We start from the raw sequence: 21,818 nt of genomic DNA, 5'->3' as shown, positions 1-21,818 counted from the left end.
GTACTACTTAGATTGAAAAACATCTATAAAATCACTCGCTTAAAGGATTTGAAAAACGAGTGGTTATTCGTGTAAGTGATAAAAAGAAGAATTATAGCAAAGTCACCAAATTGCTAGTTAAGCCAAAAAGAATAGAATCTTTCGACCCTATTCTAAATCATCACTCAACGCTGCACATACCATATATGGTGGAATACAAATTATATTATCTTTTCTTGCAAAATTTTTTGGATGAACAATATATGGTGTTGCGATTTTCTTGCCAAATAAGTCTTTAAATTTATCTAAAGACGTAGCTGAATAATTCTTTGAAGATTTTACTTCGATTGGAAATACTTTTAGATTTGTTTTACTCTCATTCGATAATAAGAAATCAATTTCAATATCATTTCTATGCTTTTCCTTATTATACTTTGTATAAAAATAAAGCTTTTTTCCCATAGATGTAATCATTTGCGCAATCATATTCTCATACAACATACCTTTATTTAATGATAATTTATCATTCATGATTTGTTGATACAATCTTGAAGAACTCAACTCATTTTCACTAAATGCCAAACTCACTAATAATCCTGTATCTCCCATGTAGCATTTCACATAAGAATCGTCTTTATTTAACGCAAATCCTACATTTGGATCTGTACACCTGTAACATAAATTACAAATCATAGAATCATCTAGCCAGAATAAAGGCTCATCATATCTGTCAAAACTACGATTAGATTCTCCTAGTTCAGATAAAACAACCCTTTTTTCGTGTGTAGATAAATATCCTGGGATATTCTCAAACAAAGCTGACACTCTTGAATTGTATCTTTTAGCGGCTTTCTTGATATCATCACGATAGAGTTCAAGAATATCTCTTTTTTCCACATCTGCCGCATAAAAATCTTTATTTCCATTCTTATAAGCTTTTAATGCCTGTGGCATTCCCCCAACCAGCAAATATTCTTTAAATAAATACATAACCTTCGAATGCATTTTTTCATCTAAAGGCTTTTTCTTATCCCAACAATTTTTAATATATTCAAATAATAATTCCTCACCCATATAGATCATGAACTCTTCAAAATCTACAGGGTACATACGAATCTTTCTTTCCTCGGATGGCAATGTGATATTTTCAACATTTTCTTTAATCGAAATCAAAGAACCCGTTTCTAAATAATCATAGCGTCCATCTTCAACCAAATATTTAATGGCTTGTCTAGCTTGAGGAAATCTTTGTATTTCATCAAATATAATCAACGATTCTCTTTTAAATAATCGAACATTCATTTCCAAAGAAATAATTTGAAAAAAAGTATCTAAATCGTTTAAATTATCAAACGCTTTAATAATCGTATTTGAAGCCTTGTTGAAATCAATTAAAACATAAGATTTGTATTCGTTTCGACCAAACTCTTCTGCCACTGTAGATTTTCCAATACGCCTAGCCCCTTCAATCAACAATGCTTTGGATCCATTTGTTTCCTGTTTCCATTTCAAAAGTTTAGAATAAATCTTTCTTTTTATTTCCATTGCGATATCTCCTTTATATAAAATATTATACACCATACATACCGCAGTGCGCAAAGTAATTTAGTGCAAAATATACCGCCGTGCGCAAAGTGTTTTTATGCAAAATATACCGCAATGCACAAAGTAAACAAAAAAGAATAGAATCTTTCGACTCTATTCCTTAGCTCCATATTCTTCATAATATGCATCAATTCTTGATTTTAATTCAGGATCTAATTTATCACCTAAATATTCAATCACTTCTGGCATGGATACGATAGCAGCTGTTGGGAAACCATATAATTCACTAACTTCCGTTAATGCGGTTTTTTCACCTTTTCCCTTTTCGTTACGATTTAAAGAAACCATCAATCCAACGATTTCAACATTTGCTGCGCCACGAACCTTTGGCACTGTTTCTTCCATTGATTTTCCAGATGTCGTAACATCTTCAATCATAACAACGCGATCTCCATCTTGTAGTTTTGTTCCTAAGAAACTTCCCTTATCAGCTCCATGATCTTTTTCTTCTTTACGATCTGAACAATAACGAACTTCCATTCCATATAAATGATCTAATGCGATTGTCGTCGCAACAGCCAATGGAATTCCCTTATATGCAGGTCCGAATAATACATCGAAGTCTTTACCATATTGATCAACGATTGCCTTTGCGTAATATTCACCTAATCTTTTTAACTGATTACCTGTAACATATCCACCAGCATTCATAAAGAATGGGGATTTACGTCCTGATTTTAGTGTAAAATCACCAAATTTTAATACTTTAGATTCCAACATGAAATCAATAAACTCTTTTTTATATTGTTCCATTTTCTTGCCTCCACTTTTACAGAAATTCTATCATACTTCTGCACAATTTCCCATAATTGTATGATTTTTAAACGATAAACATTATGGTAGTATAAAGTTGAGGTGATAGACAATGCAGGAAAATGTATTCTTTTTTCTGAAGGCTAAAAATAGTGTTAAATATTTATACGATAATATCAGTGTCGAAGATGGACTTGCCCTCATGCGCAAGCACAAATATACGGCGATGCCTATTATTAATAAGGAAGGGGTTTATGTAGGAACCATTACAGAGGGGGATTTTCTTTGGTACTTATTAGACCATCCTTCGATTCATAAAGAAGATCTTGAACAAATGGAGATTCGTGAACTAATTCGTGGAGACTTTATGCCACCAGTTCAAATCGATGTTCCAGTCGATCAATTGTTCGCTCAATCTTTGAAACAAAACTTCGTCCCCGTAGTTGATGATCGTCAAATTTTTATTGGTATTGTGACACGACAATCCATCATTCAATATTTAATGAATAATGCCGATAAATACATACAACAATAAAACAGCCGGATTTATTCTGGTTGTTTTCTTTATCACATTGAAAAAAGCCTTTAAATTGTGTATGATAATGGGTATTAATGAAGGAGTGATAGTTTCATGAATCCGGATGATTCAGTCCCGTTACAGTATAGTTTAGGAGGGTTAATATGAGCCTTCCCATCTTAATTTTATTTACATTTATTCTAAACATCTTGTTTTCAATGACAAGTAGTATCGTTTCTACAAATAAAGAAATCGAAGATGAATCTTATAAATATCAAGCCACATTAAAATGGTTATCTCTATGCATGGAAATATTTGGCATTGTGATGAGTGTAATCTATTTACAACCCATGATCCATACTCCATTACTTTATGTAGTCGTACTTCTATTGGTATATGTATATATTTTATTGAGTGATTTATTACCAAGAAAATTTGCGAATGTACATTTAAACCAGTTCGAAAAACCATTTATGTCCATTGCGAAAGGTATTCAAACCTTATGTACACCATTTACTTTTTTCTTGCGTTTTGAAGTGAAAAAAGAACAGGAAGATTATTCCGAAGAAGATATTTATGAAGTTATCAACAGTGGCGGTGTTGAACCAAGTCAAAAAGAGTTTATCGAAAACCTATTTGAGTTCGATGATACACCCGTTGAAGAAATTTGTACGCATCGAAGTGAAGTTGTTTGTCTATATCTAAATGACGATAAAGAAACATGGAAAAAGACCATTCTAGAAAATCGTCACACATTATATCCTGTATGTGATGAGGATAATGATGATGTCGTAGGTATTCTAGATACACGTGATTATTTCCGTTTAGATTCGATTGAACAAGATAACGTCATCAATAAAGCAATGGATCAGCCTTTCTTTATTTCACAAAATATGAAGGCCGATGTTTTATTGAAGGAAATGAAAATCAAAAAAGTATACTTTGCGGTTTTACTTGATGAATATGGAGGAATGACCGGTATCGTGACTTTACACGATATTATTGAAACCCTTCTTGGAGAAATTCAAGAAGATGATGATATTGATGAGCCAGATCCAATACAACAAATTGATGCAGATCAATTTAGAATCTATGGCCAAGCTGACATTGAAGATGTCGAAAAAGCTTTAGGCATTTCATTAGAAGACGAGGATTGTGACACGTTTGGTGGATATATCCTAAATCATTATGGACAAATCCCTGATGAAGGTTCACATTTTAAAGTCAATCTAGACTTAATGGATGTATATGTTAAGGAAGTAAAGAACCATCGTATCGGACAAACTATTGTACAAATAAAACGAAATGGGGAAGAAAAGCAAAATGAAAGCACTGAAAAACGCAATCGAGACTAGAGGACATTTTATTAATGATGAGGTATTAAAGGTGGATGCTTTTTTAAATCATCAAATTGATTGTTCTTTAGTAGATGAAATGGGAAATGAATTTTATGAACATTTTAAAAACAAAGGCATCACAAAAGTAGTAACCATTGAATCTAGCGGTATTGCCCCAGCCTATGCAACAGCCATTCGTTTGAATGTGCCATTGATTTTCATCAAGAAAACACAACCAAGCACAATGATCGATCCTGCTTTTGCGGAAGTCTTCTCTTTCACAAAGAATAAGACATATCCAATTTGTATTGAAAAAGAATACTTAAAAAAAGGCGACAAAGTATTATTCATTGATGACTTCTTGGCAAACGGCGAAGCATTCAAGGGAACGGAAAACTTAATTGCGCAGGCACAAGCTGAAATCGTTGGTGTTGGCATGGTGATTGAAAAAGCTTTCCAAAAAGGACATGCATATATTTCTGAAAAAGGATATGACCTTTTAGCGTTGGCATCTATTGCAGGTGTTAAAAATAAGAAAATTACATGGGCTGATGAATAATCAGTCCATTTTTTGAAATTTGGGAGATTCTAATGAAAAATACATTCAAAAAACTATTTATTAGCTTTACCGTATTATCACTCACTGCATGTAGTTCAACTACAATGCAAGATAATACGTTTGCAGCTAAAGAAAACAAGGACTTCACAAAATACACAAACCAATTGGTAGTTGAATATGCCGAAAACGACTATACAACGATGCACCAATTCTTTGAACATCCAGAAGACTATGGCATTGATATCAATAATGTAGATGTAAGTCTTGGTGAATTTTATACAGACAATACTGAAGAAATCAAAGAAGATCAAAAAGAATTAAACAAGTTTAATCGCAGTACTTTAGACAAGACGCAACAAACCATCTATGATGAATTAAAGTATGAGAATGAATTGAGTTTAAAAGCGGAGAACAAGAAATTTCAATATTTGAATAATTGTTGGAGTACAATGAGTGGACTTCATCAAAGTTTGATTTCTGTTTTTTCTGAATACATTTTACGAAATGAAAAAGACATTCAAGATTTGATTACACTCATCAACGATGTGCCTCGCTACACAAACGATGTATTGGAATATACAAAAGAACAGGCAGATAAAAATACTTTACAGTTTGACTATGATTCTGTTACACAAGATATTCAAGATGTGATCAATAATAAAGCGGATAGTTCAATCACAAGTGCATTGTATAATGCGATTGACGCTTTAAATCTAGATGAAGAAAAAACAACATCTTATAAAGCACAAGTCAAAGATGCCATGGACACAAGTTTCTTTCCTAGTTATCAGGCTATGTTAGATACATTAACCTCTCTTCAATATAACATACAACCTCTACAAGGGTTGTCGAACTATAAGAATGGTAAGAAATATTATGAAGTATTAGTTGAAAATGCGACAAGTTCTACCGATTCTATTTCCACAATTAAAGAGAATACGCAATCCGCAATCAATTCATCTATCACTAAATTTCAGAAGCTATATAAAGCCAATCCAATGATTTCGTATGAACTCGATTCGGTTTCAACGGATTTTACGGATGTAAATCAAATTCTAGAAAGCCTTCAAAAGAACTATAAAAAGGATTTTCCAAAAGTAAAAACCATGAAATATGATTTAAAGGCACTGCCAGAAGATCAATCTGTCAGCGGAATTGTTGCCTACTTTATTACACCCGCCTTGGATTATTCACAAAACTATCAAATGCGCTACAACAAACGTGATTATGGCGATGATCCATCAAGCTTAACACTTTATCAAACATTAGCTCATGAAGGTATTGCCGGACATATGTATCAAGCCCAATACAACAAGGAACATTTAAAATATCCAATCCAATTCTTCTACAACAATTTGGGTATGTCTGAAGGTTGGGCTACTTATATGGAAAGCATGTCTTTACATTATTTAGATAATAATAAAGATTTATTAGAAGCCTATAATTTGAATAACATTCTTACCAATCTATACATTGTCTTAATGGATATCAGCATTCATTATGATGGTATGTCACTCAATGATTTCAAGAATGAATATGGCGATATGTTTAGTTCAGAAGGATTAGAAAGCATTTACAATCAATTGGCAGATAATCCAACTGTATTCTTATCTTACTATTACGGATATCTTCAAATTGTAGATTTAAAGAGTACAGCCAAATCTAGATTAAGATCTAAATTTGACAATGCAGACTTCCATAATGCCCTACTACAATATGGTGAAGTCAACTTCAATATTGTCAAACAAAGCGTAAATGAATACATCAACAAAAACAGGTAAAAGCTAAAAAGATGTTGGTTTAAATTTCCAACATCTTTTACATTTTTCTAGGGGAAAGTATAACTATATTTAACACTTTTTATTTAATAATTTCTTTTTCCAACAAACACATTATATACACTTGTGTAACAATAACTCTTTTTGCGAACAGAATCATCGTATGAAATTACATTTAATTCTTCCATCTTCTGAATCGTACGATTGATTGTTGATTTTGATAATCCTGTCATATCCTCTAATTCTTTTTTAGTAAATACAACTTGAGAAAGAATAATTGGCATAATCTTATATAGTGTTGCACTATGAATCGTTTCCATTTTTGCCATATCTTCCTTGTAGATTCTATCTATTTCATTCATTTTATAAATAAAGCTATTGCACTGATCTACTACGCATTGAAGGAAAAATTTAATGTACCCTAAATAGTTCCCTTTACGACTTTCCATTAGATTATACTGATATGCAGGTTTATACAATTCCAATATTTCCGACATGTATAATATTGATTTATCTTGTTCAAACCTTGCCATTTGAATAGGAATCAAAGCTCTTCCAAGTCGTCCATTTCCATCTGAGTATGCATGAATCGTTTCAAATTGCGCATGAGATAATGCCACATTAATTAAATACGGATCGATAAACTCATCATTCATATATTCATATAAATTTTCTAATAATCTGTATACATTTTCTGGTGCTGGAGGAATAAATATCGCATTATCAATACCCGCTCCTTTAGGACCAATCCAATTTTGAGTTATACGAATATGACCTGGCTTCTTTTTAGAACCACGAACACTGTCCAATAAAAGCCTATGCATTGTATTCACCAATTCAAAATCTATATCTTTTCCATCATCAATTTTCTTATATGCATATTCCACAGTTTTCTTTAAATTTTGAATCTCTTTATTATCATCCGTTTCTTCCATATATTTTAAATAATACATTTCATCTTGCGATATCTGTGTACCTTCAATTTGAGTTGATTTCAAACTCTCACTCAACAAAATTGAATCTAAAAAATATTTTGAATCAAAATCCAAAGTCTGTAATTTAATCTTATACTCCGTATATTTCGCGTTTGCCTGAGACAATAATCTTAATAAGTCTTTATCCATCTTATAATTCACCGGATATAAATTTGCACTAAAAGGTGTCATTTTTTCTGCCTCCTGACTTTGTTTACATTATTTTACCACATAAAAGTATCATAATTTTAAATTTTGACTCATTTCACTGCTTTTTTAGTGTGTTTTGGTTCATAATTTCAGATTTTGACACCTTTTTATGCTTTTTTACCCCGCTTTGAGTCAGACTTGACTCATTTTGACTTTACTTCAATCGAAAAAGTATCATTTTTTAGAATTAGGACACTAAAAAAGAGAACCTCAAATCAAAGTTCTCTTTTTCATTAACTTTTATAAATCAAAACCAAAATAACGAACGGCATTGTTGTAAGAGATACCCTTAACAATTTCAGTTAAGTTTTCTTTATCATAAGGATATTCTCCATTTTCAACCCATGTACCAATTAAGTTACACATGATACGGCGGAAATATTCATGTCTTGAATACGACAAGAAGCTTCTTGAATCTGTCAACATACCTAAGAAATTACCTAATAATCCTAGATTTGCCAAAGAAGTCATTTGTTTTTCCATACCTGTTTTATTGTCGTTGAACCACCATGCAGATCCTTGTTGAATCTTTCCAATCGCATCACTGTTTTGGAAACATCCAAGTACTGTACCGATCAATTCATCATCCCCAGGATTTAAACTGTAAAGAATTGTTTTTGGCAATCCACCATTTTCATTGATCGCATCCAACATATTTGTAAGTTGGTCTGCAGGTGCAAAGTTTGAAATACAATCATAACCCGTATCTGGTCCTAACTTATTATACATAGTTGTGTTGTTGTCACGTTTACATCCATAGTGCAACTGCATTACCCAACCTAAGCGTTTGTATTCTTTTGCGATGAACAGTAAGAATGCCGTCTTATATTGATCACATTCTAATGCTGTAACAGCTTCATGATTTAATCCTTTTTCAAAGATTTTTTCGATTTCTTCATCACTTGCTGGGGCATACATAACATAATCCAATCCGTGATCACTCACTAGACATCCCATTTCATTAAAGTATTCCATACGTTTGATGATTGCTTTTTTCATATCTTCAAAAGTATGAATTTCAACATCAGAAACAGTTGCCAATTGGCTCATATAATCGGCAAATTCTGGTTTATTGATACGCATAGCTTTGTCTGGGCGCCAAGCAGGAAGTACCTTTACATCAAATGTTTCATCCGCTTTAATCACTTTATGCCAATGTAAATCATCAATCGGATCATCTGTAGTACATAATAATTTAACATTTGAGTTTTTAATTAAGTTACGCACACTCATATCATCTTGTTGTAATTTTTCATTGCACAAATTCCATACTTCTTCGGCTGTTTTACTATTTAAAACACCATGATATCCAAAGTATCTTTGAAGTTCCAAGTGAGACCAGTGGAAAAGTGGATTTCCAATAGCTTTTTCAAGCGTTTCTGCCCACTTCTGGAATTTTTCACGATCGGGTGCATCTCCAGTAATATAGTATTCGTCCACTCCGTTTGAACGCATTTGACGCCATTTATAGTGGTCTCCACCAAGCCATACTTGCGTGATATTCTTAAATTTACGATCTTCAGCAATTTCTTTTGGATCAATATGACAATGATAATCTACAATTGGCATCGTATTAGCAACATCAAAAAATAATTCTTTAGCGACTTCATTTGTCAATAAGAAGTCTTTATCCATAAATTGTTTCATTTAAAAATTCCTTCCTTCTAACTTACATATCCCATTAAACCAGGTAACCATAGACTCAATTGTGGTATATATGTAACTAACATCAATACAACAATAATAGCGAAGAAATATGGTAATAAGTGTTTAAATACAGTTTCAATCTTAACGCCTCCAACTTTAACACCAACAAACAGTGTTGTTCCTACTGGAGGAGTAATTGTTCCAATACACAAGTTGAAGATCAACATAATACCAAAGTGAATTGTGTTCATACCTAATGCAGTACATACTGGTAAGAAGATTGGCGTAAAGATCAATGTGGCTGGCGTCATATCCATGAATGTACCAACCACTAACAAGATAATGTTGATCATTAATAGGATGACGTATTTATTGCTTGAAATTGATAATAATCCATTTGAAACCATTGTAGGAATGTTCGTGAAGGCCATAACCCAAGACATAATACTAGAAACACCAATCAAGAAAATAATGATACCTGTCATTTCCGCACTTGCTCTAAAGATTTCTGGTAAATCTTTCCATTTCATTGATTTGTATCCATAAATAGAAAGTAATAATGAGTATACAACGGCAACAACACTCCCTTCAGTTGCTGTAAAGACGCCGGCAATGATACCCCCAATGACAATAATGATTAATAATAAACATGGTAAAGCTTGAATAAACGCATTAAATTTTTCTTTTCCAGTTAATTTCGTCTGACTTCTGTATCCAGCTTTCTTTGCGTAGATATATACAACAAGCATACAAGCCAATGCCCACAATGCACCTGGAATATATCCAGCCATAAATAAGGCAGCAACACTTGTACCACCAGACACCAATGAGAATGTGATCATTACATTTGATGGTGGAATCAATAATCCTGTTGGGGCTGTGGCAATATTGGCTGCAGCAGAGAAGTTAGGATCATACCCCTCATCTTTTTCAATTGGACCTATGATAGATCCCATGGCACTAGCTGCGGCTGTACCTGAGCCTGAAATAGCTCCAAATAAAGCATTTGCCAAAATATTTGTTTGAGCTAAACCACCTGGTGTTCTTCCAGTAACAATTTTAGCTAAATTGATCAAACGAATCGCAATACCACCTTTATTCATAATATTTCCCGCAAGAATAAAGAATGGAATGGCCAACAAACTAAATACACTGATTCCTGAGAAAATTCTTTGTGCACCTGTAACTACGGCTACATTTAGATCCATGACTGGTAAAATTGCACAAACACTACTAATTCCTAATGCCACGGCAATGGGAACACCTGCAATAAGCATAATCACTAGCAATACTAAAATAATTAATCCTGATAAAACTGATAAACTCATGCTTATTCACCCTTTCCTTTCGCCAAATCAATAATATTCATAATGCCATAAATGACAATTAGAATGCCTGATAAAGGAATGATTGTATAGATCAATCCCATACTTACACCTAATGACGCTGTGATTTGAGTCATCGTTAGTTTCATGATAGAAATTCCACCATACACCATAACGACAAGGGCGAATAAAATAATTAATAATTCAATACCGATTTCCAATACTTTCTTTTTTTGTCCTGTTACTTTATCAGCCAAGAACCCCATACGCATGTGGTCTCTTTTACCAAATACTAAAGCTGTTGAAAGCAAGGCCATCCATGTAAAACTGTAAGTCAATAATTCTTCAGATACTGTACTTGGATTATTAAAGAAGTAACGAACTACGATTTGGTATGTACCTACGACTACCATTACGGCAAATACAAATACACATGCCCATCCAAGAATAGTGTTGATTGTGTTTCTTAATTTTTCCATATTATTCACCATCCTTGCCTTCGTATTTTTTGTTTACTTTTTGAATATGATCATAAATAGGTTTTGCCTGTGCATTATCCTTTAAGATCGATTCTTGAACACCCTTTACCTTCTTTTGGAAAGCTAAAACATCGACATCAATAAATTTAACGCCCATTTGTTCTTGTGCTACCTTCTTAGCTTCTTTAACTTGCACATCCCATTGTTTACATTCTTCTTCATTTGATAATTCAGCCGCCTTATAGAATACTTTTCTTTCTTCTTTAGACAAACCATTCAAGAAACTCAAGTTTCCAATCAACAAATCCGGAATCATCTGATGCTTGTTGTAAGAGAAATATTTCGCAACTTCACCATGCTTATTTGATGTTAATGCTAATTCGTTATTTTCAGCACCATCAATGACACCTTGTTGAATAGCCGTATAAACTTCACCAAAACTCATTGGACTGGCTGCAGCACCAAATGCTTGACACATCGCAACACTTGCAGGACTTTGTTGAACACGGATTTTTAATCCTTTCATATCTTCTGGTGAATCAATTTCTTTTTTCGCATAGAAGTTACGCGTTCCAGCATTATACCAAGTTAAAGCTCTAAAACCTTGTTCATCTGTACTTGAGAAAATTTTATTCATATAGTCCGTGTCATTCATAACCTCATGATATGCATCTTCTGAAGTAAATAAGTATGGCATAGAGAAAATTTCGTATACACTCGCAAATGTTTCTAGGTTTGCCGTACCAACAATTGTAAAATCAATAGCTCCTGTTTGCGTTAACTCGATAGCTTTTTGGGCAGCACCTAAAATTTCGTTAGGGAAAATTTGTACTTCATATTTATCCCCTAATTCTTTTTCTACATATTCTTTAAATTTTAATAATCCCAGATACTCAGGATGCGTTTCCGACTGCATTGTCGCAACACGAACGATACGCTTTCCATTCGTAACTGAAGAACAACCTGTTGCACTTAGCATAAACACAAGACACATAAGCGCTCCAAGTACTTTTTTAATCAACTTCACAGTAATCCTCCTAATGTTTAGAACTGTGTTGTATTACGCTTAATAAATTTACATGGAATCTCCATTTTTTGTCGAACTGATTTTCCTGCAAGAACTTTAATAAGCGAATCAACCGCAATTTCACTTAATTCTTCTTCTTGTGAATCAATAGAACTCATTTCCGGATTGCAACAAACACATAGTTCTGAGTTGTTGAATCCAACGACATTGACATCTTCAGGAATCGACTTATTGATTTGATGCACATATTTAAGTGCACCAACAGCCATCGCATCATCGCTGGCAATGACGGCATCAAAATCCAATCTTTTCTTTGCCAGTAAATCTCTTGCCTTCAATACGTTATTTGGCATAAACACCTTGTATTCTTCCTGCACCTTTAAGCCATTATCAATCAGTGCATCTTGATATCCCTCTAATTTTTTTGTTGTGCTGTACGAATTGGCATCATACAAAAACACAATTTTCTTCCTTCCAACTTCGATTAGATTACATACAGTATCATAAACCGCTTTATAATTATCTGTTAAAACACAATATACACCCGGTACACGAACGTAACCATTCATAAGTACCACTGGAACTTTTTGGGCAGCATCTTTAAGGTATTGAATATCATTCTGTCCGCAATCCCCTGCATAATGTGAACCAACTAATATCATCGCATCGATTCTTCGATCCAATAATATTTTTACAGCTTCTACTTTTCCTTCATAATCAAAGCCACTACACATCAAAATTGAGTCATATCCATATTTGCGTAAATTCTTTTCTAAATACGCAATGGCGCTTGCCATATAACGATCGGATACATCCGGACAAACGAGTCCAACCGTTTTAACCGAATTTAAACCTAAGCCTCTAGCAAATACATTAGGTGTATAATCATACTCATTCATAACGTCCCAGACTTTCTTTTTTGTCTTTTCTGAGACTTTAGGACTGTTATTGATTACTCGCGATACAGTCGCAATCGATACACCTGATAATTTGGCAATGTCATAAATATTCATCTTTGTTTCACTCCTCAACCCTAATCCAACGCATTGAGAACTGTAAGTACTTACATCACGTTCATTATTGTAATCACTCACATTTCATAAGTCAAGCATCTTTCGGAATCGTTTCCAACACTTATAAATAAAGGATTTATATATCTTCTTCTCTATTTTACCAAAAAAAAGTTATGAAACATACATATTTGTAAAATTTTAATACTTTCCTATTGATTTATTCAAAAAACAGGGTTATTCTGTGTAAGTACTTACATCAAACATTTAAATTATAGACAGGAGGTAGAAATGGTGCAAAAGTATATAAAAATTCATTCGGATGACTTGGTAGCTGTTGCACTATGTCCTTTAGAAAAAGGGACGGTATGTAATGTCGATGGACAAGAGGTTACACTTATTGAAGATATTGCCCAAGGACATAAATTTGCGTTGAAAGATATTAAAAAAGATCAACCTATTATTAAATATGGATATCCTATTGGTATCGCAAAGGAAGATATCAAACAAGGAAGCTGGATTCATACACACAACATGAAAACTGGCTTAAATGATTTATTAACTTATTCTTATCATCGTAATGTGCAAGAACTAGAACCTAGTGAAAAACGAACATTCATGGGTTATCGCAGAAAGAATGGTAAAGTTGGTGTTCGTAATGAAATTTGGATCATCCCTACCGTTGGCTGCATGAACAATGTTGCCACGTCTATCGAAAGACAAGCCCAGAAATATGTAAAGGGTAACGTAGAAGCCATTTGTACATTTACACATCCATATGGATGTTCTCAAATGGGTGATGACCAAGAAAACACACGTCAAATTCTTGCCGATTTAATTCAACACCCAAATGCAGGTGGTGTCTTAGTTCTAGGATTGGGTTGTGAAAACTCAAACATTGATGTTTTAAAGAACTATTTAAATGATTATGATACAGATCGCGTTAAGTTCTTAGTTGCCCAAGAACATGAAGATGAAATTCAAGATTCTCTAGACATCATCGCTGATTTAGCCGACGTTGTAAGCCAAGACAAAAGAGAAGAAATTGATGCGAGCGAATTGATCATTGGTATGAAATGTGGTGGTTCGGATGGACTATCCGGAATCAGTGCCAACCCTACAGTAGGATGCTTTTCTGATTTATTGATTTCTAAAGGTGGAACAACAATCTTAACGGAAGTGCCAGAAATGTTTGGTGCTGAAACCATCTTAATGGATCGTTGTGAAAATGAAGAGTTATTCAATGAAACCGTGGATCTGATCAATAACTTTAAAGAATACTTTAAATCGCATAATCAAACGATTTATGAAAACCCTTCTCCAGGAAACAAAAAGGGTGGAATTTCAACTTTGGAAGATAAATCTTTAGGTTGTACACAAAAGTCTGGTAAAGCCCCAGTGGTTGGTGTTTTACAATATGGACAATGTGTTAAGAACAAAGGTTTAAATCTATTAAGTGCTCCAGGAAACGATTTAGTTGCCGCAACAGCTTTAGCTGCAAGTGGAGCTCACATCGTATTATTTACAACTGGACGAGGCACTCCATTTGCCAGTCCAGTACCTACAGTTAAGATTTCAAGTAATTCAAGATTGTATTCAAACAAGAAAAACTGGATTGATTTCAACTGTGGTGAATTGGTTGAAGGTGTAAGCTTAGACACTTTATCCAATGATTTATTTGAATATGTATTAAGTGTTGCGAGTGGTAAAAAAGTAAAAAGTGAAGAGGCCGGTTTCCATGACATGGCTATATTTAAACAAGGCGTTACTCTATAACGGGAAAGGAACAATAATAACATGGAAAAATTAAGTTACAAAACCCTAGAAAACGTAGGGTATGATGGGTATCTATTAAAGGATGCCAAAGAAAAAGTCCTTCAATTTGGTGAAGGAAACTTCTTAAGAGCATTCGTAAATTATTGGTTTGATTTGGCAAACGAAAAAGCAGATTGGAATGGTAAATGTTGCTTAGTGCAACCGATTGCACCAGGTCTTGCCGAAATGATCAATGAACAAGATGGATTATACACATTGCACTTAAGAGGTAGTGTGAATGGAGAAAAAGTTGATGATAAACGAATCATTTCAAGTGTCAGTCGTTGTTTAAATCCTTACCAAGAAGAAGGATTTAACGAAATGATGAAAGTTGCCGCAAGTGACGATCTAGAAATCATCGTTTCAAACACAACAGAAGCTGGTATCCACTACGATCCTTCATGTCAATTTGAAGATAAACCAGCCGCAAGTTTTCCTGGTAAATTAACGCAAGTTTTATACCACCGCTACAAAAACAACAAGCCAGGCATCTTAATGCTAGCTTGTGAGTTGATTGACAACAATGGTAAAGAATTATTAAAGTGCGTGAACCAATATATTGAACAATGGAATCTTGAAGAAGGATTCAAAAAATATGTAAATGAAGAATGCACATTCTGCGGTTCATTAGTTGACCGTATCGTCCCAGGTCGTATCCGCGATCCACAAGAAGTAGCTCGTCTAGAAGAAGAAAATCACTATGCAGATCCATTAACAGATGTTGGTGAAGTATTCGGTTTATGGGTCATTGAAGGCGATGAAAAATTAAATGATGTATTACCATTTAAAAAAGCAGGTCTAATCGACAAAGTATTTGTCACTCCGGACATGTCACCATACAAAAAGAGAAAAGTACGTATCTTAAATGGTGCTCACACTGGATTTGTACTAGGTGCTTATTTAGCAGGTCAAAACATCGTTCGTGACTGTATGCATGATGAAGTCATCAAAGGCTTTATGAACAAAATGTTGTATGATGAAGTCATCCCAACTCTTACATTAGATAAAAACGATTTATTAAACTTTACGCAAGCCGTATCCGACCGTTTCAACAACCCATTTGTTGATCACGAATTAATGAGCATTTCATTAAACTCAACATCTAAATGGAAAGCACGTGTTATGCCTAGTTTCTTAGGATATATCGATGAATACCATAAGCTTCCAAAATGCATTACTACAAGTTTTGCGTTCTACATTCAATTCTATAGAGGATATGAACTTACAGATGCTGGTTTAGTGGCAAAACGTCCTGCAGGAAATACTTACACAATCAGTGATGATCGTGACATTCTAGAATTTTACTATAACCACAAAGATGATTCTGTAAAAGATTTAGTTCATGCGGTATGTACAAACACTTCATTCTGGGGACAAGATTTAACTCAAATTGCTGGATTTGAAGAAGCAGTAGTTAAAACTTTAACTGAAATTGAAGAAAAAGGTACTTACGAAGTCATGAAAGAATGTTTATAAGAGATATGAAGCAATGAATAAAGTATTAGAAGAAATTTCAAAGATTGGTATTTTACCAGTCGTTGTCTTAGAAGACGCAAAAGACGCAAAACCATTGGCACAAGCTTTATGTGCTGGTGGTCTTCCATGTGCTGAAGTTACATTTAGAACAGCTGCTGCCAAAGAATCTATCGCCATCATGCGTAAAGAATTTCCTGAAATGTTAGTGGGGGCTGGAACTGTATTGACTGTTGAACAAGTGGATGAAGCATTAGAAGCTGGAGCTCAATTCATTATTAGTCCTGGTTTTGATGAAGATGTAGTAAAACACTGTATCGAAAAGAATGTACCAGTAACACCTGGAACATGTACGCCTAGTGATGTACAGAAATGTTACCGATTAGGGTTGGATGTTGTAAAATTCTTCCCTGCTGAAGCAGCTGGTGGATTGAAAATGATCAAATCCATCGCAGCTCCATATACACAAATGAAATTCATTCCTACTGGTGGAATCAATGCGAACAATATGAAAGACTACTTAGAATACGACCGTATCTTAGCCATTGGAGGTAGCTGGATGGTTAAGGGTGATTTAATCAAGAATGGTGAATTTGATAAGGTAGAAGCTATGACTAAAGAGGCTGTAACTAAACTTAAGGAGGTTCGCTAATTATGAAACAAAAAGTAGTCACTTTTGGAGAAATCATGTTACGTCTAGCACCAGAAGGATATTATCGCTTTGTACAAGCTGATACTTTTGGTGCAACTTATGGTGGTGGAGAAGCCAATGTAGCTGTTTCTTTAGCTAACTATGGTTTTGACGCCAAATACGTAACTCGTCTTCCAAATCATGAAATTGGCCAATGTGCCATCAATTCATTACGCAAATATGGTGTAGACACATCTTATATTGCTCGTGGTGGAGACCGTATTGGTATCTACTATCTAGAAAAAGGAGCTAGCCAACGTCCTAGTAAAGTTATTTATGATCGTGCAGGTTCTAGTATCTATACAGCTACAAGTGCTGATTTTAACTGGGATGAAATCTTTAAAGACTGTGCATGGTTTCATATTACAGGGATTACACCAGCACTATGTGACAATGTAGCAGAATTGACAATAGAAGCTTGTAAGAAAGCAAAGGAGCATGGAGTTAAGATTTCATGTGACTTGAACTATCGTAACAAGTTATGGTCAAAAGAAAAAGCTGGTGAAGTCATGGCTAAGATTTGCGAATATGTCGATGTATGTATTGCCAATGAAGAAGATGCAGCTGATGTATTTGGAATCAAGGCCAATGATACGGATGTAACAAGTGGTGAAGTCAATCGCGAAGGATATAAGGAAGTAGCTAGTGAATTGACAAAACGCTTTGGTTTTGAAAAAGTAGCCATCACATTAAGAGAGTCAATCAATGCCAATATCAACAACTGGTCAGCGATGTTGTATGATGGAAAAGATTACTATTTCTCAAAGAGATACAATATGCAGATTGTAGATCGTGTAGGTGGTGGAGACAGCTTTGGAGCTGGATTGATTGCCGCAAGCCTAGAAGGATATGATCCTCAGGCAACCATTGAATTTGCGGTAGCCGCAAGTTGTTTAAAACACTCTGTTGAAGGTGATTTCAACATGGTAAGCATGGATGAAGTGTTGAAATTAGCAGGTGGAGATGGTTCAGGCCGCGTTCAAAGATAAACCAATAATTTAGGTAGCAACAGATTACTATCATGTATTTATTTCTCCTATTCCAACAATATACTTACAATTAAAATATCCTAATCGTAGTTATCTGTTACTATATATAAACCAAAGGACCGGTATTCAACACCAACTGAATATCGGTCCTTTTTTATTAATAGTATTCTTTACAATATTCAATAAATTCCTTTTTGATGGGATGCAGAATCTTTCCCTTCTTATATACTAGAGCAATTGGATAATGGAGATCATCTTTTAAAGGAATCATTTTGATATTTGAGTTTTCGAATTCCTGATACACTTTTTTAAATGAAAGAGATATACCTACATTTTCTTCCACAAAACTGAACATCGTACTTGTATGAGGCATTTCTACAGCAATGTTAGGTTCAAAACCTGCTTGTGTACAAGCTTCATAAAAAATTTCATATCCACCAGATCCTTTTTCTGGAAAGATAAATGCTTCATCTTTTATATCACTCAATTTTATTTCAGACTTTTTAGATAATGGATTCAATGATGATACTACTAAACATAACTCATCATCAATCAACGGGCATATCACATAATCGGAATGATTCTCTAATAAATCCGTTCGAATTAAAACAAAATCGAAGTCATCAATATGATCGATGGCATATCTGGCATTGCTTTCTTTAATATGAAATTCTAGATTTTGATGGGATAAAGAAAAATCTCTTAACATTTTAGGAATGTGATATGGCGACAAAACGCTCATACATCCTAAGCGAATGGTATTGGGTTGTAGTTCAACTAATGCACAATCATACATTTTTAATATAGACTTGGCATATTTATAAAACTTTTCACCTTCCACAGTTAAAACCGTTTCATGCATAGTACGATTAAATAATTGCACACCTAATTCATTTTCCATTTTCTTGATTTTCTTTGAAAGTGTACTTTGCGACATGTTGCATTCATAGGCAGCTTCTGTAAATCTTTTCTTGTCACTTAACACTACAAAACATTTTAAACTTTCAATTTCCATCACCATCACCTTATTCCATTTTGGAATATCTTAACGCAAACATCGAATTGTTTGCAAGAACTTGTCTTTATATAATGCATATATTGATTGGAGGTAAGACAATGCCAAATTATATGAGAAGAAAACTTATTGTTTATTTAACTGGAATTTTAACCCTTGCGGTTGGATCCAATTTATTTTTAAACGCTGCACTAGGAGTAGCTCCATCTTGTTCTTTAGCACTGACGTTCACTTTTCTTCTTCCAGGCAGCTATGCACTTTTTAATTTTATTGTGAATACTTTGATTTTAATTCTAGAGGCACTCATTGCGCGTAAATTTGGAAAAACACAAATCCTCCAATTCATTATCACTTTCATTTATTCCTACTTAATCAAACTCACATCATTATTCTTAACACATATACAACCACATACGTTCTTAGAACAAGTTTTATTAGCTATATTAGCCTGTATTGTCATGGCTCTAGGCATCACATTAACAATTCATTCAAATCTTACAGTCATGCCTTATGAAGGCTTCATTGGTGCACTAGCATTTCGTTTAAGAAAGGACTTTGGAAAACTTAGAGTAATCATTGATGTAACATTTACTCTTGCATCAATCGTTATATCCTTAATTTTATTGCATAATATTAATTCTGTTGGTTTAGGTACAATCATCGCATCATTCTTAACTGGCAGTGTAGTATCCTTTTATGATGTCTTATTCAATAAGAAACTAAATAATTATCTTGGTATAGTTGTTTTAAATTAATCCTAAAAAGACTTGTCTAAATATTTTTGATTCATCTCAATATGTTCTTTCATCAATTGTTCAGCCAATTCTTCATCTCTTTCTTTAATCGCATTTGCGATTTTTTTATGGCTTAAAATTGTATGTTCTTTTAAAACAGCATGTGTGACATCTATTAAAGAACGAATGTTCGTAGTTAAAATTGGTATCAAATTTTCTACCACTAGATTTCTACTCGAATTGGCAATTTTTGTATGAAATTCTACATCTAAATCACTATAATCTTCATCATTTAAAATGGCAATTTCAATTTTATGACTCAATTCAATAATTTCTAAAATCTCAGAATCCGTTGCATTCCGAGCAGCCCATTTAGCGATAGAAGGCTCTAACAATAATCTTACATCCATTGAGTCTTTAACAAGTTTATTCTTATTATTAATAAAAGAAAAGCCTAATGGATCTTCTACAACTCCTGTTTTTTTAGCAACAAACGTACCAACTCCACGTCTGATTTCAACAATATTTCTTGAAACTAAAGATTTGATAGCTTCACGAATTGTTCCTCTGCCAACGTTCAATTCTTTCATCAATTCTTGTTCACTAGGCAATCTTTCGCCTGGAAGTAATTTTTTTGATTCAATTAAATCAATTATTTTGTCCGCCATTATTTGCGGTAATGGTCTTTTATCTAACATATCCATACCATATTCACTTTATTTATATTTCATCCTTCTAATAAGCTGTAAATTCAAAGTATAACTAACTTTCCATTTGACATATGATGTCTTATACTTAATATAATTGTATCTTTTTATTTTTTTATAATCAATCAAAAAAAAGCCAAATCATTAAGATTTGACTTTCACCTTTTTATTCAAATGTAGCGATTACACTTTCTTTAGCCTTAACCTCTTGATCAGATACAAATTTTATATTCTTTGCGTTACCAGGGTTTAATAAAACGGGAGTTTAACACTTGCTCATAGTCGAAATAGCCAAATGTCGTTTATGTACGGCTTTTTTTTCGTCAAATTTTTATTTTTTACTGTTGTATGTGTTGTAATTGTGATATAATAGTTGTAAAGGATGGCTGCTTCTATGAAACTGTATTATGATAAACGACTTAAAGATCCTACTTACTATATTCAGCAGGGATTTAGAAATGGTAAAAAAACGACAACCAAAAATATCAAAAGATTAGGTAAACATTCTGAGCTTCTTCTTATAACGGATAATCCCTTGGAATACGCTAAAAACGAAGTAAAAAAAATGAATGAGGAATATCGTTCTGGCAGATCTGAATTCATTGTTACTATGGACTTTAATGAAAGAATCCCTTCTACAGATTCTCTTTATTCGAATTCTACTAGTTTGAACATTGGATATCTGTATCTTAAGGATATCTATGCCAAATTGAATCTGTCTGATTTTTTTAAATCAGTTTCTTCTGACCGAAAGATCACCTACGACTGTAATAAAATCTGTCAATTTCTTACCTATGCAAGGATTCTGGATCCTGCCAGTAAATATGGAACATACGATAAACTTGATACATACTATGAAAAACCTCAGGTTGAATACCAACATATGATTCGTTTCTTGGATATTCTAGACAGAAACAGTGACCAATATTTAAAACATCTTTTTGACAATTCCGAAAACATCGTTAAACGAGATACTTCAATTATGTACTATGACTGTACAAACTATTTCTTTGAAACAGAAAAGCCTGATGAGGAGATTGTTGACGAAGTTACTGGAGAAATTATCCTTGGACTTCGTCAGTTCGGAATCAGTAAGGAAAACAAGACATCTCCTATTGTTGAAATGGGGCTTATCATGGACAGCCGTGGAATCCCTATTTCTATGTGTATTCATCCAGGAAACACAAATGAACA

General features: G+C 33.7%; 20 protein-coding genes. 10 read left to right on the top strand and 10 right to left on the bottom strand.

The window, feature by feature from the left end; all coding sequences use genetic code 11:
* Positions 1-147 precede the first annotated feature (147 nt).
* Together FYJ55_RS06585 and pyrE are read right to left on the bottom strand one after the other, a co-directional pair.
* Positions 148-1,524: an ATP-binding protein gene (locus FYJ55_RS06585; protein WP_154556163.1), complete on the bottom strand. Its 1,377-nt coding sequence runs from the start codon at positions 1,522-1,524 to the stop codon at positions 148-150.
* 153 nt (positions 1,525-1,677) lie between these two features.
* Positions 1,678-2,337: an orotate phosphoribosyltransferase gene (pyrE, locus tag FYJ55_RS06580; RefSeq protein ID WP_117572121.1), complete on the bottom strand. Its 660-nt coding sequence runs from the start codon at positions 2,335-2,337 to the stop codon at positions 1,678-1,680.
* 112 nt (positions 2,338-2,449) lie between these two features.
* On the opposite strand from pyrE, the gene FYJ55_RS06575 reads away from it, so the two are divergent.
* From FYJ55_RS06575 to FYJ55_RS06560, 4 genes are all read left to right on the top strand, one after another.
* Entirely contained in the window at positions 2,450-2,872 is a 423-nt protein-coding gene (locus tag FYJ55_RS06575; protein WP_154556162.1) for a CBS domain-containing protein, read from the top strand.
* 146 nt (positions 2,873-3,018) lie between these two features.
* Entirely contained in the window at positions 3,019-4,209 is a 1,191-nt protein-coding gene (locus FYJ55_RS06570; protein ID WP_154556161.1) for a hemolysin family protein, read from the top strand.
* Positions 4,178-4,750 carry a xanthine phosphoribosyltransferase gene (locus tag FYJ55_RS06565; protein ID WP_154556160.1) on the top strand — a complete coding sequence of 191 codons (573 nt, stop codon included), beginning with the start codon at positions 4,178-4,180 and terminating at the stop codon, positions 4,748-4,750. Before FYJ55_RS06570 ends, FYJ55_RS06565 begins: the two co-directional genes overlap by 32 nt.
* 32 nt (positions 4,751-4,782) lie before the next feature.
* Positions 4,783-6,531, top strand: coding sequence for a DUF885 family protein (locus tag FYJ55_RS06560; RefSeq protein ID WP_154556159.1), 1,749 nt, complete (start codon positions 4,783-4,785; stop codon positions 6,529-6,531).
* Between the two features lie 83 nt (positions 6,532-6,614).
* Here FYJ55_RS06560 and FYJ55_RS06555 read toward each other — a convergent pair whose 3' ends face one another.
* The 6 genes from FYJ55_RS06555 to FYJ55_RS06530 form a co-directional block, all read right to left on the bottom strand.
* A complete protein-coding gene (locus FYJ55_RS06555) occupies positions 6,615-7,694 on the bottom strand; it encodes a Fic family protein (protein WP_154556158.1) in 1,080 nt (359 codons plus the stop codon).
* 258 nt (positions 7,695-7,952) lie between these two features.
* On the bottom strand, positions 7,953-9,359 hold the full coding sequence (gene uxaC / locus FYJ55_RS06550; protein ID WP_154556157.1) for a glucuronate isomerase: 1,407 nt from the start codon (positions 9,357-9,359) through the stop codon (positions 7,953-7,955).
* A 17-nt stretch (positions 9,360-9,376) separates the two neighbouring features.
* Complete coding sequence (locus FYJ55_RS06545) at positions 9,377-10,687, bottom strand: TRAP transporter large permease (protein WP_154556156.1); 1,311 nt, start codon at positions 10,685-10,687, stop codon at positions 9,377-9,379.
* A gap of 2 nt (positions 10,688-10,689) precedes the next feature.
* The gene (locus tag FYJ55_RS06540; protein ID WP_227993674.1) at positions 10,690-11,163 is read right to left on the bottom strand and encodes a TRAP transporter small permease; all 474 of its coding nucleotides are present in this window, start codon (positions 11,161-11,163) and stop codon (positions 10,690-10,692) included.
* A gap of 1 nt (position 11,164) precedes the next feature.
* Positions 11,165-12,190 (bottom strand): TRAP transporter substrate-binding protein, encoded by a 1,026-nt coding sequence (locus FYJ55_RS06535; protein ID WP_227993676.1) that lies wholly within the window; start codon positions 12,188-12,190, stop codon positions 11,165-11,167.
* Between the two features lie 17 nt (positions 12,191-12,207).
* Positions 12,208-13,203, bottom strand: a complete 996-nt coding sequence (locus FYJ55_RS06530) for a LacI family DNA-binding transcriptional regulator (RefSeq protein WP_154556154.1) — start codon at positions 13,201-13,203, stop codon at positions 12,208-12,210.
* Positions 13,204-13,491: 288 nt separating this feature from the next.
* Here FYJ55_RS06530 and FYJ55_RS06525 point away from each other — a divergent pair, with 288 nt between their 5' ends.
* The 4 genes from FYJ55_RS06525 to FYJ55_RS06510 are packed head-to-tail and all read left to right on the top strand — an operon-like array spanning position 13,492 to position 18,168.
* A complete protein-coding gene (locus FYJ55_RS06525) occupies positions 13,492-14,976 on the top strand; it encodes a UxaA family hydrolase (protein WP_154556153.1) in 1,485 nt (494 codons plus the stop codon).
* Positions 14,977-14,997: 21 nt separating this feature from the next.
* Positions 14,998-16,491: a tagaturonate reductase gene (locus tag FYJ55_RS06520; protein WP_154556152.1), complete on the top strand. Its 1,494-nt coding sequence runs from the start codon at positions 14,998-15,000 to the stop codon at positions 16,489-16,491.
* 13 nt (positions 16,492-16,504) lie between these two features.
* Entirely contained in the window at positions 16,505-17,140 is a 636-nt protein-coding gene (locus FYJ55_RS06515) for a bifunctional 4-hydroxy-2-oxoglutarate aldolase/2-dehydro-3-deoxy-phosphogluconate aldolase (protein WP_154556151.1), read from the top strand.
* Positions 17,141-17,142: 2 nt separating this feature from the next.
* The gene (locus tag FYJ55_RS06510; protein ID WP_154556150.1) at positions 17,143-18,168 is read left to right on the top strand and encodes a sugar kinase; all 1,026 of its coding nucleotides are present in this window, start codon (positions 17,143-17,145) and stop codon (positions 18,166-18,168) included.
* 157 nt (positions 18,169-18,325) lie between these two features.
* Here FYJ55_RS06510 and FYJ55_RS06505 read toward each other — a convergent pair whose 3' ends face one another.
* Positions 18,326-19,183, bottom strand: coding sequence for a LysR family transcriptional regulator (locus FYJ55_RS06505; RefSeq protein ID WP_195836684.1), 858 nt, complete (start codon positions 19,181-19,183; stop codon positions 18,326-18,328).
* A gap of 101 nt (positions 19,184-19,284) precedes the next feature.
* Between FYJ55_RS06505 and FYJ55_RS06500 the strand changes: the two genes are divergently transcribed.
* Positions 19,285-19,938, top strand: coding sequence for a YczE/YyaS/YitT family protein (locus FYJ55_RS06500; protein WP_154556148.1), 654 nt, complete (start codon positions 19,285-19,287; stop codon positions 19,936-19,938).
* 2 nt (positions 19,939-19,940) lie between these two features.
* Here FYJ55_RS06500 and FYJ55_RS06495 read toward each other — a convergent pair whose 3' ends face one another.
* Positions 19,941-20,621, bottom strand: a complete 681-nt coding sequence (locus FYJ55_RS06495) for a FadR/GntR family transcriptional regulator (RefSeq protein WP_154556147.1) — start codon at positions 20,619-20,621, stop codon at positions 19,941-19,943.
* A gap of 397 nt (positions 20,622-21,018) precedes the next feature.
* Between FYJ55_RS06495 and FYJ55_RS06490 the strand changes: the two genes are divergently transcribed.
* Positions 21,019-21,818: IS1634 family transposase (locus tag FYJ55_RS06490; protein ID WP_456152220.1), on the top strand; the 800-nt coding region annotated here is incomplete at its 3' end.

This window comes from Holdemanella porci, assembly GCF_009696075.1.
Taxonomy (GTDB): Bacteria; Bacillota_I; Bacilli_A; order Erysipelotrichales; family Erysipelotrichaceae; genus Holdemanella; species Holdemanella porci.
Note: the sequence above shows the minus strand (reverse complement) of the source record. Positions and strands in the feature narration are given on the sequence as shown.